12 protein-coding genes are annotated in these 16,788 nt (G+C 39.6%); all 12 read left to right on the top strand.

Annotated elements, in window-relative coordinates; all coding sequences use genetic code 11:
* The first annotated feature begins 114 nt into the window (after window positions 1-114).
* Window positions 115-951: a TraX family protein gene (locus tag R2R35_RS07945; RefSeq protein ID WP_317733965.1), complete on the top strand. Its 837-nt coding sequence runs from the start codon at window positions 115-117 to the stop codon at window positions 949-951.
* Window positions 952-1,224: 273 nt separating this feature from the next.
* Window positions 1,225-1,884, top strand: coding sequence for a response regulator transcription factor (locus R2R35_RS07940; protein ID WP_317733964.1), 660 nt, complete (start codon window positions 1,225-1,227; stop codon window positions 1,882-1,884).
* The gene (locus R2R35_RS07935; RefSeq protein WP_317733963.1) at window positions 1,875-3,239 is read left to right on the top strand and encodes a sensor histidine kinase; all 1,365 of its coding nucleotides are present in this window, start codon (window positions 1,875-1,877) and stop codon (window positions 3,237-3,239) included. The genes R2R35_RS07940 and R2R35_RS07935 overlap by 10 nt, the downstream gene beginning before the upstream one ends.
* Before the next feature lie 272 nt (window positions 3,240-3,511).
* Entirely contained in the window at window positions 3,512-4,693 is a 1,182-nt protein-coding gene (locus R2R35_RS07930; RefSeq protein ID WP_317733962.1) for a GNAT family N-acetyltransferase, read from the top strand.
* 28 nt (window positions 4,694-4,721) lie between these two features.
* On the top strand, window positions 4,722-5,240 hold the full coding sequence (locus tag R2R35_RS07925; protein ID WP_317733961.1) for a methyltransferase family protein: 519 nt from the start codon (window positions 4,722-4,724) through the stop codon (window positions 5,238-5,240).
* 129 nt (window positions 5,241-5,369) lie between these two features.
* The gene (locus R2R35_RS07920; RefSeq protein WP_317733960.1) at window positions 5,370-5,828 is read left to right on the top strand and encodes a GNAT family N-acetyltransferase; all 459 of its coding nucleotides are present in this window, start codon (window positions 5,370-5,372) and stop codon (window positions 5,826-5,828) included.
* A 181-nt stretch (window positions 5,829-6,009) separates the two neighbouring features.
* Window positions 6,010-7,206 (top strand): enhanced serine sensitivity protein SseB, encoded by a 1,197-nt coding sequence (locus R2R35_RS07915; protein ID WP_317733959.1) that lies wholly within the window; start codon window positions 6,010-6,012, stop codon window positions 7,204-7,206.
* A gap of 524 nt (window positions 7,207-7,730) precedes the next feature.
* Window positions 7,731-9,740 (top strand): leucine-rich repeat domain-containing protein, encoded by a 2,010-nt coding sequence (locus R2R35_RS07910; protein WP_317733958.1) that lies wholly within the window; start codon window positions 7,731-7,733, stop codon window positions 9,738-9,740.
* A gap of 302 nt (window positions 9,741-10,042) precedes the next feature.
* Window positions 10,043-10,780, top strand: coding sequence for a LytR/AlgR family response regulator transcription factor (locus R2R35_RS07905; RefSeq protein WP_317733957.1), 738 nt, complete (start codon window positions 10,043-10,045; stop codon window positions 10,778-10,780).
* A complete protein-coding gene (locus R2R35_RS07900) occupies window positions 10,777-12,063 on the top strand; it encodes a GHKL domain-containing protein (protein ID WP_317733956.1) in 1,287 nt (428 codons plus the stop codon). The genes R2R35_RS07905 and R2R35_RS07900 overlap by 4 nt, the downstream gene beginning before the upstream one ends.
* 168 nt (window positions 12,064-12,231) lie before the next feature.
* Window positions 12,232-12,453: a hypothetical protein gene (locus R2R35_RS07895; RefSeq protein WP_317733955.1), complete on the top strand. Its 222-nt coding sequence runs from the start codon at window positions 12,232-12,234 to the stop codon at window positions 12,451-12,453.
* Between the two features lie 15 nt (window positions 12,454-12,468).
* Window positions 12,469-16,773: a beta strand repeat-containing protein gene (locus R2R35_RS07890; protein WP_317733954.1), complete on the top strand. Its 4,305-nt coding sequence runs from the start codon at window positions 12,469-12,471 to the stop codon at window positions 16,771-16,773.
* Window positions 16,774-16,788: the final 15 nt, after the last annotated feature.

The following is a 16,788-nucleotide window of genomic DNA, read 5'->3' as shown; positions in this document are numbered from 1 at the left end:
TGTCATGGATAAAAATGATAAATGTAATGAAAATTACGATACATTTTTATTTCCTTATAGAATTCTTATAAATATAAGCTAGACTTACTCTGATAGGAAAGGAGATTAATTGAAATGGAACAATCAACGAAAAAAGGCTTAACCGGATTTCAGCTAAAGTACATAGCCATGTTTCTGATGGTACTGGATCACATTCATTATTTTATGGGGTTTACAGGTAAGATACCGGAATGGTTTTCAATGCTTGGACGTTTATCGGCACCTTTATTTTTATTCTGTGTCATTGAAGGGTTTACCCATACCCGTAACCGGAAAAAATACTTTCTGCAGATATATGCAATTGCCATTGTCATGAGCTTTCTGCAATATTTGTTTATCGTATTTAAGTTAAACCGGCCGGATGGTTTTTATCCTCAGAACCAGATGCTTGCAACATTTACGATTCTTCTGGTTATCCTGCAGGGATTCGACTGGTGTGCAAAAAAGAAGTGGGGCAAAGGCTTAGCGGCTATTATCGTACCTATTATACTGCCCTTTGTGGCTATAATTACAGCAAACCTGGTACCGGGGTCGTTGTTTATGATAAATCTGCTGCATTTTACGGTGCTTCCTTTACATAGCTGGATTGTAGATGGCGGTACATTCTTTGTGTTACAGGGTATATTAATGTATCTGTTTCGTAAAAGACGTAAATGGCAGGCGTTGGTTTTCTTTCTTACAACCCTTCTGCTGTACGTGGTCTATCCGATGGCGTTATTTCCTGAGATTACAGTAAAAATGTTATTTACCGTTGCTTATGAATGGATGGGAGCCTTTGCGGCAATACCGATGCTCTTGTATAACGGAGAAAGAGGAAAGGGGAATAAGAAGTTATTCTACTGGTTTTACCCGGCCCATGTCTATATCTTATATGGTTTATCCATAGGACTTTATTTTGTACTGAACCATTAGTGTGCAGATAAAAACGATATTGATGCGTATAACTTCAGCACCCGGATTAATAACGGGTGCTGTTTATATGTGTCAGATAAGGTAAGAATGCATAAATGATTTCATAGTAGATGTTCTTGAATAAATGAAATCCCAGGCTTTCTATTTGAGGACAAGGCATGGCAAACACTCTTGCAGCCGATGTAGTTGTTGGGGTATACTGACAGTAACAGTTTATCGGCTTATTAACAGCTATTCTTAGAAAGAAATGGTTAGCAGGGAAAAGAGGACACAATGGCGAAAATTCTTGCAGTAGATGATGATGCACAGATTCTAAATATCGTGAAAAGGGCTCTGGAAAAAGATAATCACCTGGTGGAAGTACAGGATAGGGTGGATAAGGTGGAAAGAGACAAGCTTACAGCTTATGATTTGATTCTGCTGGATGTAATGATGCCGGACATGGATGGCTTTGCTTTCTGCAAAGAGATAAGAGACAGCGTGGACTGTCCAATCCTTTTTATTACAGCCCGTACCATGGATATGGACCTTATGGAGGGGTTTGCCATCGGCGGAGATGATTATATTAGAAAGCCCTTTAGTTTAACAGAGCTAAGGGCAAGAGTGAATGCCCATTTAAGACGAGAGAAAAGGGAATATCACAGCCGTATTGTAATGAATGATTACCGGTTTGATCTATCAGAAAAGGTTCTGTATTATAAACAGGACAAAATAGAACTGACAAAAAGTGAATATGACATCTGTGAATTTATGGTAAAAAATAAAGGAACGGTATTTACACTGGAGCAGATTTTAGAAAAAGTATTTGGCTTTCAATGTGAGAGTGACAGCAGTATCATACGGGAGCATATTAAAAATATCAGGGCGAAACTGAAAAAATACGAAGAAAAACCCATTGAGACAGTATGGGGGATCGGATACAAATGGGTATAAAGAAGTTAAGGACCAATACTCTTTTTTGGTTATTTCTAAAGCAGTTCATTATTTTCTCTTTCACCATATTGCTGGAAATAATATTATTTGTCTGCTTATTATTTGTAGTTATAAATAATGGTATCCTGTTACCTGCCAATTATTCGGAACGTTATTTAGAGGAGAATAAGGAAAAGCTGGCAGAAAGTGAGCCATTCTCTGAAGAGCTGCTTCCCTATTCCTGCAAATATGGGATCTTTGACAGAGAGGGTGTTTATCAGTTGGGGAATTTTACAAAAGAGGAACTGGCAGAGGCGAAAGCTTATATAGAAAAGAGGTATTCAAAGGGCTACTATATGGTTGTTGAACGAAGGGAAGGGTATCTGTTGGTAAGCTACAAAATAGCCGCTTATTTTGCTTCACCGACCCTGCGCTGGCTCTTTCCAGCTCCTGAATTAATGGGTTTCATATTTTTTATTTTAATATTTATTGCGCTTATTATTGGTAACGCACTTATACTGGGCAGGAAACTAAAACATCTGTTAAAGCCGGTTCAGGAAGAAATTGAACAGATTCAAACCAAAGAATTAATAATTGAGCAAAAAAACTCTGTAGTGAAGGAGTTTGACGATATACTGCAATTACTTTATGAGATGAAAAGTGCCTTGTCGGTATCTCTCCAAAAAGAATGGGAAACGGAAAAAGAAAGAAAGAAGAATATCTCAGCCTTGGCCCATGACATTAAAACCCCCCTAACGATCATAAAAGGGAATGCTGAGCTTATCTTAGAGGAGGATAAGCTGGAGGAGATTTACCAGTCAGCAGGTATTATTGGGATTTACTCCGATAAAATCGAGAGATATATAAAATTATTAATCGATGAGACCAGGGACACACAATATGACAGGCGAACCGAGAAAGTAAGACTTGCAGAACTGATAGCAGAAATTTGTGAAGAAAGCGAAGCCTTCTGTAAGGCCGGTGATATAGAGTTATTGATTTCTGATACTATTAGAGAGGAAGAAGCCCTTTTGGATAAGGAGTCTGTAGCAAGAGCCGTAATTAATCTCATAAAAAATGCAGCAGAGCATACAGAGAAGGATAAAAAGGTTAAAGTAAGCTTTCAAAGAAAAGGGAGAGTCTTTCGTGTTCTGATTGAAGATTACGGCAAAGGCTTTACAGAGGAGGCTCTAAGATATGCCAAGAACCAGTTCTATACGGAAAAGACTCACAGAGGAGAGGAGCATTACGGCCTTGGCATGTATTATGCCAATCATATAGCAGAAAGCTATAATGGAGGGATCAAGTATTACAATAAGCCGGAGCAAACAGGTGCTGTGGTAATCTTTGAGGTGGCAGTAATAATAGAAGGATAGCGTTACCTATGACCGGACTGGACTCACAATAGAGCAGTCTGGTTATTTTATTTTACGATTTGGTGTTTCCTGTTAATAGAGGATAATGGGCTGTTTTCATATAAGAATAAGTAAAATATAAATGGTGATTATTTCATTATAATTATATTATCACTGGAATATTGGATAAAGATGGGGTATCATAATGTCAATTACATTTCTTTACTTCCTTTATTAAAATGTGGGAAGAAAAAGCATAAAAATGTATCGGACAGAAAGTGGAGGAGTAAGGTATGAAATATGATATTATCCATTTAGCAAAAGAGCAATGGAAAGGAACAATCCTTCCAATCAAGTACACAACAGATAAGTATTATGATGTTTCCATGAATAAGACAGATAAGGGATACAGCATAGAGATAGAAAAGAAAAGCTTTCCTGAACCTGTTACTCATACACCGGAGGAATATGATTATCCCGATAAATTATACGAAGATCACTGGGAGCATGCCTATGCCTGGGGTGTTTTGGCTGATAATAATTTGATTGCTGCAATAGAAACGGAGCAGGAGGTATGGTCTAACCGACTGAGAATTACAGAACTATGGGTTGCTGACGAATATCACAGACAGGGTATTGGACATGCCTTGATAGATATGGCAAAGGAACAGGCGAGACGAGAACGCAGGCGGGCTATTATACTTGAAACGCAATCCTGTAATGTCAATGCAATTGATTTCTATCAGCACGAAGGCTTTCAGCTGATTGGAATGGATACCTGCTGTTATAAGAACAATGATCTGCAAAGAAAAGAAGTAAGACTGGAGTTTGGATGGTTTCCTAAAATGAAAAATAGATTAGACAGAGAGGAAGTAGACATCAGAAAGGAAACAGAGGAAGAATGGCACAAGGTTGAATTAGTGACACAGCAGGCTTTCTGGAATAAACACCATCTTGGATGTGACGAACATTACCTTGTACATAAATTACGTCAGGATAAAGACTATTTACCGGAGCTAAGCAGAATTGCTGTGAAAGACGGTGAGATTATAGGCTGTATCATGTATTCAAAAGCTCAGGTAGCAGACGGTGTCAAAATTCATGATATAGTTACCTTTGGACCTCTTTGCGTGGCACCTGAATGGCAGGGCAGCGGAGTAGGTGAACTCTTATTAAAGGAGACCATGGCATTGGCAGCTGATAAAGGTTATAAAGGGATAGTAATCTTTGGTGAACCTGATTATTATCCTCGAGTTGGCTTTAAAACCTGCGATCATTTTAATATTACAACAGCTGAAGGGGAGAATTTCAATGCTTTTATGGGTTTTGAATTAGCAGAAGGCAGTATGAAGGATATAAGAGGAAAATTCTACGAATCAGAGGTTTTTGTCAACCTGCCAAAGGAGGAGGTAGAAGAATACAATAAAAATTTTCCTCAACTGCAAAAACAAAGCTTCCCGGGACAATGGGATTAAACGAAAGGTTTAAAGAAAGTGTGGTATAATGAATGGATTTCTGGCAATCCTACCTCTTTTGATTATAAGGTTTGGTGTATTAAGAATATTAGATAAGAACTCTTTAAAACGTGCGGCTCATTTTGCCCCTCTCGTTGGTAAGGAAAGGTCTGCATACTGGGTTTATCAGATATCAAACCTGTTGATTTTCGTAGCTCTTTGTTTTTTAAAGATCAGAACAGATACTTACCTGATTTATCCGGGACTAGTAATATATGGTTTAGGTGTTCTGTTGTGTTTACTGTCTGTAATTCATTTTGCAGAACCTGCAAAGAGTGGCATCAATTCAAGGGGAATCTATGGAATTTCAAGAAATCCCATGTATGTAGCTTATTTCATATATTTTATAGGCTGTGCGATACTTACACGGTCTTTGCCCTTATTGGGTATTGTAATAATTTTTCAAATATCTGCTCATTGGATAATCCTATCGGAGGAAAGATGGTGTATACAGAAATTTGGTGAGGAGTATATAAATTATATGAATAAAGTAAGGCGGTATATATAAATAGATTTTACAAAGTATATTTAACGGAAAAGAATAACTATTTTGTTTTTACTACAAATTTTTCCTGTATAAATCGCGAAATTGATGGGATATAAAATATTACACGGTGTGATATTTAATGGAGGTATAATGTCAGAGGAAAGGCTAAATACAGAGGTATGTCTTGAAGGATTGAATGAACACAATTGGCTGCAAATTTGTGAATTATCAGTGAGTTTAGAGCAGAAAGAGTTTTTTCCCATTCCAAATGTGTATTGGATTGGAATCAGCAGATATGAAGAACACACGGAGCTTTTTGCAATAAAATACAAAGATGAATATATTGGCTTAATTGGAGCTGGTTATGATGAAGACGGAGTATCAGGATTTATTAATCCTTTTATGATTGATGAGAAGCATCAGAAAAAGGGATATGCATTGTCTGCAATCAGGTTAATAATAGAATATCTTATAGATAGCCTCCACGTAACCAATATAAATATTAGCCATAGAAAAGTAAATACAGTTGCAGGACAGATATATGAGAAGCTGGGTTTTGTAATTGTGGGTGAAGATGATATCAATTATTTCAGGTGCCTTAAAATATAAAAGTAAAAGATAAATACGAACTTATAACACAAGTAAATTTAGCATTCAAGTCACCTTCAGCCCCAGCAGATTTGGTAACGGGATTATCTGAAAATGGTTGGAAATTTTTTAAAGGACTCAAAGAAACAAGAAGCAGGTTAAATAAAACATAACCTAATAATTATTGCTTAAGGAGGTTAGTATGCAGACAATACAACAGCTTATCATCCAATACAGCAAGGAGAAATCATCTGAAGTATATCAGACTATCTTGGAAAGGCTGAAACAGCAGGAGTTCCTTTGGGTAGCCCGTTTTCTTCAAACGAACAATTATTATCTTGATTTTGTAAACAGTAGACCAACCGCTTATATTTTCACAGAAAAGGATTTTTATGATCAGTATCAAGACTACATGATGCAGCAGATGATACAGGTAACATTTTTGGAAAATAAAGCAGCAGACCGTATGAGCTTATTTGGTGATTTATACCGCAGCGGATTTGAGACAATAATAATTGACATTGGTCAGCAATTCCTTGGCTTGAGTCTATTTGACATAATAGAAAAGCCGGATCTCTCAGAAATCCCAGAAATTAACCGCCCAGTCATGAATCCAACCTTGGTCCGAACAGCAAATGACTTTATACAAAAGCTCATAAGAAAAAGTGCGAGCCCAGAGTTGGAGGAGCAGCTTTTTCATGAGATTTATCAAGGGAAATATCTGCTTGCTATGGATGCAAGCAAACTGAGGCAGGAAAAGACCAATGAAGAGACTGGAGAGTGTGTTATAAAAGAAGACAGTGTAATGTCATTTCCTCTTATAACCAATGCAGACAATAAACATTTCTATGCCTTTTTTACGGATTGGACTGAACTTCGCAAGTTTGACATGGAGAATAAATATAGTGGTTCAATCATGCAATTTGAAGATATGAAACATTTTATTCAACAAGCAGACGGGATTGTAATTAACCCTTTTGGTGTTAATCTAAATTTAACGTCTAATATGCTTGATGAGATAGAAGCAGTTGTATTGGATAAAAAACAACCGAACAAAATGGAAGAGCAGGTTGTAAAGGAGGATACGAAGGTTTTACTTGGCGAACCCAAAGATTATCCTCAGGAGATGGTGAACGCCATATCAGAGTACCTTAAAACTTGTAAAAATGTTAAGGCTGTCTATCTTAAGCTTCTCATCAAAGAAGAAGAAAAAAGTTATCTGCTAGTAGTGGACTTTACGGGAGAGAAAGAACAGCTCTTTTCCAATATTGCTAAGATTGCATTACCATTTGCCGGTGGAATGTATATTGATTTTGTTCCATATGCGGATTCCTTTGGAAAAAGTGCGGTGAAAGATTCTTCACCCTTTTATAAGAAAAGACTATGGCCTTTCAGATAATCATATCATAGTTAATAAGCACTAATACCTCCGATAATTTTTGAAAAATATAATTATCCACATTTCACAGAGAAAAATGAACAGAGTAACAGGGCTGCTGGTTTTTACAGCAGCCCTGTTACTGCTATTTATATGTAGAAGAACTTTTCTTTATAATGTTAAAAGAATAATACTTTATACCAGGGGGTGTCTGAAATCTGCTTGTGCAGGACTGAAGGTTCCTCTTTGGGGCGACAATTTGCGAAAAACAGCAAGGTGTAATTTAAGGATGCAGTGATGTTGAGTTCCTAAAATCGCAACGCTGAATACTGCAAAGTGGGTACACAGAATGGAGTGGTGGTGAAGAAAGGATGTATTATTGTAAAATTGTAAGATATGGCATATAATATGCTGGGGTCTTACACGGTTTATAAGTAGAATTATTGCAAGAGATTGCTGTATATTTGACTGAATCAATACAATAATACTTGTAATAAATTACTCGTATAAACTAAAAGGAAAAACGAAAGATGAGGAGATTTCATATGATAAGCATTAAAAAAACTTACCGAAAAAAGTGGTGCTGTGTACTACTAGCCATTTTGATTATAGTATCATGTGCTCAGCCCTATCAGGTATCAGCTGCGAAAAATGATTTCGTGATTCTTAACGGTGTCCTGATGCAATATCTTGGCAGCGCAAGCAAAGTTACCATACCTGCAAATGTAACTGTGATAGGGGACAGTGCCTTTGACCACTGTAACAGTCTGAAAGAAGTCGTAATACCTTCTACCGTAAAAACAATTGGCTCCGATGCCTTCTATGCCTGTGCTAACCTGAAAAAGGTAACCATTAAAAAGGGTGTTCAGGAGATTCAGTACGGTGCGTTTATCTGGTGTTCAAGTTTAACGGAGGTTACCATTCCAGCAGGCATCAAACAAATAGGTGGTGTTGTATTTCGTGGAACCCCCTGGCAGAAAAAACATGTAAAAAATGGTTTTAGTGTAGTAAATGGGGTTTTAGAAGAATACATCGGAACCAGTAAAAATATAACCATACCATCAAACGTAACTGAGATCAGTGATATGGCTTTTACCTATAGTGCTGCTGAAATTTCATCCTTAACAATTCCTGGAAATGTTAAGAAAATCGGTGATGGAGCCTTTGCTCATAAATCCATAAAAAAGCTTACCCTAAAAAACGGCATAAAAGAAATTGGAGGAGGGGCATTTTCTTATGTCTCAAAACTGACAGAGGTAACAATACCCGGTTCCGTAAAAATTATTAACGATTCTGCTTTTTCAGAGAACAAGGATCTTAAAACAGTAATTATAAAAAAAGGAACCAAGGAGATTGGAGAAAGAGCCTTTTATAACAGCAAGAAGCTGTCTGTTCTGACTTTACCTGATTCTTTGACAGCGATAGGTGGTTCTGCATTTGAAGATACCAAATGGATTAAAAACGTCAAAGGTGAGTTTGTAAAAGCCGGAAAGATATTAATTGTTTATAAAGGTAAGAAGGAAAATGTAACGGTTCCTTCCGATATCAAGTATATTGCCGGAAGTGCCTTTGCAGAAAATACAACGATTAAAACGGTTAAGCTCCCAGAATCCATTATAAAAATTGGAAGTGAAGCATTTTATAAATGCGAAAAGCTGGAAAGCATTAATATACCCAAAGGTGTAACTGAGCTTCCTGACAATATGTTTACCGAATGCTCTTCCTTAAAAGAGGTTACTCTGCCGAATGGACTAAAAAGTATCGGTGAATTTGCTTTTCGGTATTGTACGTCGTTGGAGGAACTGAACCTTCCTACACATATTGAAAACGTTGGTATATATGCCTTTGAGTATGTACCTGCAATTTACAGAAATCCTGAGGAACTACTGATTGTAAATGGGATACTACTTTCTTATCATGGAGAAGATAAGGAATTAAAAATACCCGATAATGTACATAGGATTGCAGCTGGAGCTTTTCGTGATGCCTATACTCTTGAGAAGGTTACCTTATCAAAAGGTTTAAAGGGAATCGATGACTATGCGTTTGTAGACTCCTCCATAAAACAGGTTGTATTTTCTAAAACCATTACATATATTGGTGATTATGCCTTTAACAAAAGTGGTTTAACCAGTGTAAAAATACCGAATACAGTTAAAGAGATAGGACATATGGCATTTGGATACTGTGAAAATTTAAAGGAGGCAGTGGTGGCTGGATCTGTGAAATCGATGGATTCTTATATATTTACGGATTGCCCCAAACTTGAAAAGGTGACTCTGGAAAAAGGAATCCCTTACGTTCCTGCCAGAATGTTTGTAAACTGTAAAAGCTTAAAAGCTCTTGAGATACCAAGCAGTGTCTGGTTAATTGAATTTCAGGTGTTTATGGGATGTGAAGCATTAAAAAAGATAACCATCCCCTCCAGTGTGACCTATGTCTATAACTACACCTTTAGCGGAAGCAATGACAAGCTTGTTATCTACTGCACACCTGGCTCGGTAATTGATAAATATGCCAAGGAAAATAAGATTAAGACAAAAAAGCTAACATGAGATAAATGACAAAAGGTCATTGTAAATTGAGACAGGGGTTTGGACACTCCGGATACGACAGCTTTACCCCCATGATGCCTTTGCCAGGGGGCTGCATTAAAAAGAGGAGGTTGATTAGACATGATTTTGTCATGTTTTTTCAGCCTCCGTTGTTATAAATTATCCACGGTTAGTATTTTTATGGAACAATAGACTTGCAACATTCGACATGATATAATTGTAGAAAATATTATTCATCATAATTACGACATTCGTTCTTGCATAAATTAAGATTGACATGCCGATTTGCAGGAGGGGGAGCCATGCTACGGATTGCTATTTGTGACGACCAGCCGAGGGAATTGGAAATCATCAACGCATACATAACCGAATACATTGCCACTCATACATTAGAAGCAGAGATGAAACTATTCTCTCATCCCGACCAATTGTTAACTGCTATTGAAGCAGAGAGCTTTCATCTCTACTTATTGGATATTGTCATGCCCATGGTTAGTGGCATTGAACTTGGCAAAGAAATTCGCCGCATAGACCGTGAGGCGCAGATTATCTATGCCACTACCGAGCCTCAATTTGCTTTGCAGGCTTATGTTGCAAGCCCCATCAACTATTTGATTAAGCCGATTAATAAACAGCAGCTGTTTGATACGCTAAGCTTTGCTATCTCGAAAATCGATTTGTCCTTGGAAAAGACGTTTACCGTTAAAACCGCAGACAGTTTGCGAGTACTAAATCTGTCTGAAATTCTTTGCTGCGAATATCGCCGCCATACTGTCATCTTTAACCTGAGAAACTACGAGGAGGTAATCACTCGTACCATTCGGGAAAGTTTTGCAGAATACAGTATGACCATTCGAAAGGATACTCGTTTTCTGCAATGTCATACCTCGTATTACGTTAATATGCAGTGGGTGGAACGTTTTGCAAAAGATAGCTTTACTCTTCGGGGTGGAAAAGTTATACCCATAGCGGCTAAGCTATATCCGGCAGTAAGAGATCAATTCATGGACTATCTAATGGCCAGGGAGGTGAATAGATGAGTGTGCTATTTCCCAATCTTCTGCGAGGGGTCATAACAGCTACCGCCAATATCCTGCTGATGATTACACTCCTGCAACCCAAATACTCCAAGAAAGTGACTTTCCTCACCATGCTTGGCATTATATCTCTTAATTTGGGCTCAGCAACTTATTGTTATGTTAGTGGGAATCTAACCGTACTGGCAAAAATTGATATATTTTTGTTCGCTATACTGTGTTTTGCAGTACGCCCATTGTTCAAAGATACCTTTATGCAGTGGATGTTCAGTTATCTGACGGTACAGAATATAAGTGTTACCGTTATTGTTCTAAGCTTTATTGGTTCTAGAAGATTACCAAATCCGATTTATGCAAACTCAATATTACGGTTGATCCTGTTTGGAACTATTTTACTAATTATGTCACGTTATATCCGTCCTTTATATCGGCAGGTGGTGGAACATTGGGCGGCATATTTCGCTGTAGCCTTAGCCATCTTTATTACCTTTGGCTATTATGTTCTCTTTTCCAAAAATATCATTGTTACCTTCACTGAACAGTTAGTTCCACTGCTTTTGTTAACTTTTATTGAACTCGCAACATACAGTTCCATTTTTCTTTCGCTCAAGAATCTTCAGCAAGAGTATCGGGTAAAGGAAGAGAATCAAAAAATGCAGGCAGAGCGGGAATATCTGCAATTAGCTACAGGCAATATGTCCGAACGGCTTAAACTGATGGAGGAGGTATCGGCGCAGTACAGCCGTGCTGCCCATGATCGTCGTCATTTCAATAATATGCTATTAGAGTTTTTGGAACAAGGAGAAAGTAAGGAGGCTGTCGCCCTGCTGAAGATTCAAAATCAGTCTACGCCTAAGACGAGCAAGGTTTATTGTGAAAACCCTCTGGTTAATGCTGCGGTCAGTCATTATTCTAAGCATGCGGAACAGTCAAACATTCGCACAGAGATTGAGTTGGATATTCCATATGACCTTTCCGTAGATTCCCTGGAACTTTCCATGGTGGTGTCAAATCTATTGGAAAATGCCATTAAGGCCTGCTCAAAGCAATCAGGGAGCAAACCATTAGCTATTAAATTTATTTGCCGGAATGTGGGGAGACTGCTTCTGGAAATGGAAAATCCCTGTCCAGAGGATACTACACTTGACGAAAATGGCTATCCTTTCACCCATATAGAAGGTCATGGCGTAGGCAGCAAAAGCGTGATTGCTTTTGCAAAGAAATATGACGGTGAGGTAATATATCAAATTGAAAATAGAGTGTTTCGGGTTCGACTCTTGGTGTAAGAATAATCAAATATCATTTGTCAACTGAAAATTATAATTAAATATAAGTTTTTAAGTGTAAAAATGAGTCTTTTAAGTGTAAAAGGCTCTTTTTTTTGTTTATATGGTATTTTATAGCAGAAGGTTTGAAGAAATCTGCATTAATTTTACCCTTAGGAGAGTGATAGTATGAAAGAACGTCGGTGCAGGCAGGAGGACATGTCCTTTTCAGTACCCAATATTGAAGGGAATATATGGCCTAGGCAGGTATGCCCGGCTTTTGAGCCAAGAGCCGATACACCGGAGAGTGTAAGGCAGTGCTGGTACTGCCGGTGTGCCGATTTTCATTTGGACAAACCTCGCTCACTGGACGTGGGCGTGTGCTACTGGCCCAAAAAGATAGTAAAATAGGAGGATAGAAACAAGATGAAAAAAAGACTTTTATGTATTTTGATTACGGTTTGCATGGTACTGACCATGCTGCCTACAGCTGTTTTTGCAGCAGAGGTGGAAACCTTTGGTGATTTCTCAGTTAGTGTGACCAGTGGCAGCCCTGGTTCTGTGGTGTCATATGACAATAGCACAAAGGTTCTAAAGGTGACAGGAGACTGTACAATTGCCAATACTGACCCGGATACATCGACTAACGATACAATATCCATTGAGAGTAATTGCACTGTGACTCTTGCCGGTGTCAATATAAAGGCGTTAGCTCCAACAAGTGTAACTGATTTATCAGAGCCTAATCCAATTAACATCAATGGTGCTTATACAGTTACCATTAATCTTGAAGCTGGCAAGAGTAATATTTTAGATTTTACAGAATCATCTACGCCAGACGCCGCCCACCTCAATATTAGAAGGGGCAGCGGGAAAGCCGGATTGCATGTACCGGCTGGCGCGACACTGACGATTAATGGAAATGGCTTTTTAAATTCAACCGGTGCAGAGGGATTTAACATAAACGATTCGGAAGCTCATGGCGGAGGTGGTGCCGGTATTGGTGGCGATGGCAGTACGTCGGGCGGTCAAACTTCGGAAACCAGTGGCACAGTCATCATCAAAAGCGGTACTGTAACAGCCACAGGTGGCAATGCTGCAGGCAATTGGGGCGGAGGCGGCGCCGGCATCGGTGGCGGTGGAGGTGCTTATAATAAGCTAGGTGGTAACAGCGGTAAAATTACCATAGAGAGTGGATTGGTTACAGCTTGTGGAGGCAATTCAGGAGTTGCTGCTATTACTACTGCTGGCAGCGGTATCGGTGCCGGTGGAGGAGGTAGAGCCGACGACGCAGCAGCAGACGAAGTGACACTAAGTGATGGTGCTGTAGTACAAGCCACAGGCGGTAAATATGGGGTACAAGGCAACCGTATCACGATTTCCGGTGATTCCACCAGGTTAAATGCCCAGGGTACGGTTCATGCACTCTCCATTGAACCCATCACCAGCGACACCGGTAAAATTGTGAGTGCTACCGTCGGGACATGGGAGGACCAGAACGTGATGGTAACCTTTCAAACTGCTCCTGATCCAAACAATCCGGATATTTTAATAGTAGACGCTGCTAAGACAGCGGCAGAGAACGCAAGCTACAGTAACATGTCCCAAGCAGCCGCAATGGATGAAGCAGCCATCCAAACAGCACTGAAATCCACTGCCGAAACAGCTGTGGATGATAGCAGTGTTACAGTTGATGTTAATTATGTAGCCTACACTCTACCGGAGGCAGGCACATCGTCAAACCCGCAGGGTACTGATGGAAGTTACACCTTTACCATTACAGTATCAAAAGGCTTGCAGAGTCAGACCACCAGCCAGAAAACCATATCAATTACAGCAACAGCTTATACAGGAGTGACCGATGTACAGGCAGTGTCAGCGGCAAAGGCAGCACTTGTAAATGGTTCCGTCGAGGTAGCCTTCGGAGCAACACAAGCAGATAAAACAGCAGCGGTACAAAGCTATGTAGATAGTCAGCTTAGCGCAGCTGCCGATGCGGCAGGAGTAACCGCAGGTGTTACTTATAATAGTGCCACAGGAAGCTATGATGTTGCACTTACCAAAGGAAGTGAACATGACAGCAAAAGTCTTACCATGACGGTGAAGGTTGCCCCTGATCCGGATATTGCAATAGTTGCTGCTGCAAAATCCGCAGCACAAGATGCAAGCTACAGTAACATGTCCCAGATAGCCGCAACGGATGAAACAGCCATTCAAACAGTATTGAAATCCATCGCCGAAACAGCAGTGAATGATAGCCGTGTTTCAGTTGATGTAAATTATGAAACCTACACTCTACCAGAGGCAGGCACATCGTCAAACCCGCAGGGTACCGATGGAAGTTACACCTTTACCATCACTGTATCAAAAGGCTTACAGAGTCAAACCACCAGCCAGAAAACCATATCAATCACAGCAACAGCTTATACAGGAGTGACCGATGTACAGGCAGTGTCAGCGGCAAAGGCAGCACTTGTAAATGGTTCCGTCGAGGTAGCCTTCGGAGCAACACAAGCAGATAAAACAGCAGCGGTACAAAGCTATGTAGATAGTCGGCTTAGCGCAGCTGCCGATGCGGCAGGAGTAACCGCAGGTGTTACTTATAATAGTGCGACAGGAAGCTATGATGTTGCACTTTCCAAAGGAAGCGAACATGACAGCAAAATTCTTACCATGACGGTGAAGGTTGCCCCTGATCCGGATATTGCAATAGTCTCTGCGGCAAAATCCGCAGCACAAGATGCAAGCTACAGTAACATGTCCCAGATAGCCGCAACGGATGAAACAGCCATTCAAACAGTATTGAAATCCATCGCCGAAACAGCAGTGAATGATAGCCGTGTTACAGTTGATGTAAATTATGAAACCTACACTCTACCAGAGGCAGGCACATCGTCAAACCCGCAGGGTACCGATGGAAGTTACACCTTTACCATCACTGTATCAAAAGGGTTACAGAGTCAGACCACCAGCCAGAAAACCATAACAATCACAGCAACAGCTTATACAGGAGTGACCGATGTACAGGCAGTGTCAGCGGCAAAGGCAGCACTTGTAAATGGTTCCGTCGAGGTAGCCTTCGGAGCAACACAAGCAGATAAAACAGCAGCGGTACAAAGCTATGTAGATAGTCAGCTTTGCACTGCAGCCGATGCGGCAGGAGTAACCGCAGTTGTTATTTATAATAGTGCCACAGGAAGCTATGATGTTGCACTTTCCAAAGGAAGCGAACATGACAGCAAAATTCTTACCACGACGGTGAATGTTGCCCCTGATCCGGATATTGCAATAGTTGCTGCGGCAAAATCCGCAGCACAAGATGCAAGCTACAGTAACATGTCCCAGGCAGCCGCAACGGATGAAGCAGCCATAAAAGCAGCACTGAAATCCACCGCCGTAGCAGCAGTGAAGGACAGCAATGTTACAGTTACCGTAAATAAAGTAAGCTACACAGCACCGGTGTCTGGCACATCAGCAGACCTGGCTGGTACCAATGGAAGCTACTCCTTTACCATCACTGTATCAAAGGGCTCACAGAGTCAGACTACGATCCAGAAAACCATAACAATCACAGCGACAGCTTATACAGGTAATAATAATACTGGTAGTGCGGGAGGAAATAGCGGTAACATTGGAAATAATAGTAGTAGTAATAATGGAAAGATTGTAAAGAACGAACAGCAAGATGCTGGTGCTCCAGCTACGAGCCTGAATACCAGCACCGAGGATCTGAAGACGCACGTGTTCACAAAAGATGAACTCTCAAAAATAGCAGCCGGAGAAAATGCGAAGGTTATCTTAAAAGTAACGGATATCAGTGCCTCTGTTAGTGAGGCGGATAAGAAACTGATTACCGAAAATCTTAAGAAAGACACACCTGCCGTATATATTGATTTATCTTTGTATAAGCAGATTGGAAATGGAGAAGCAATAAAAGTAACCAATACCAATGGCATGATATGTATCAGCTTTGAAGTGCCGGAATATTTATGGAATACAGATTTGACAAAGAATAGAACATATAAAATTGTCAGAGTCCACGATGGAGCAGCGGCTATTATTGAGGGAACTTATGATCCAGCTACCCATTTATTTACCTTTGAATCGGACAAGTTTTCCACCTATGCACTGGCATATGAGGACTCAATTATTAATGAGACACCAGTATCCGGAAACATATATCCTTTTTTATTGACAACAAAAGCGGATAAGCTATCGCAAACACTAACTTATACAAAAGTTTCAGGAGCAGATGGATACTTCATATATGGTGCCAAATGTGGTAATAAATATAAGCTAAAAAAACTTGCAGATGTAACCGGAAATATAAAAAGTTACTGCCATAAAAATTTGAAAGAAGCGACGTATTATAAATATCAGGTAAAAGCATATCGAGTAATCGATGGACAGAAGGTAGTAATTGCAAGCTCAAACATTACACACTCCATTACGAAAGGCAGCTCTTTTGCAAATCCGGTAAAAGTAACTGCAAAAACTTCTGCAGTAACACTTGAAGTGGGAGAATCAAAGGTAGTGACTTTTAAAGCGGTTTTGCCAAAAGGTAAAAAAATGAAAAATCATACGGAAGCAATTCGATACAAAACAACAAATGCAGCTATTATAACTGTAAGTAAAAATGGTATGATAAAAGCAAAGTCAAAAGGAAATTGCTATGTGTATGCATACGCTCAAAATGGGGTATATCTAAAAATTAAAGTAACTGTTCAATAAATGGAAGAACCACGT

The sequence above is a fragment of the Anaerocolumna sp. AGMB13020 genome, from assembly GCF_033100115.1.
GTDB lineage: Bacteria > Bacillota > Clostridia > Lachnospirales > Lachnospiraceae > Anaerocolumna.
This window is presented reverse-complemented; position numbering and strand designations above follow the sequence as displayed.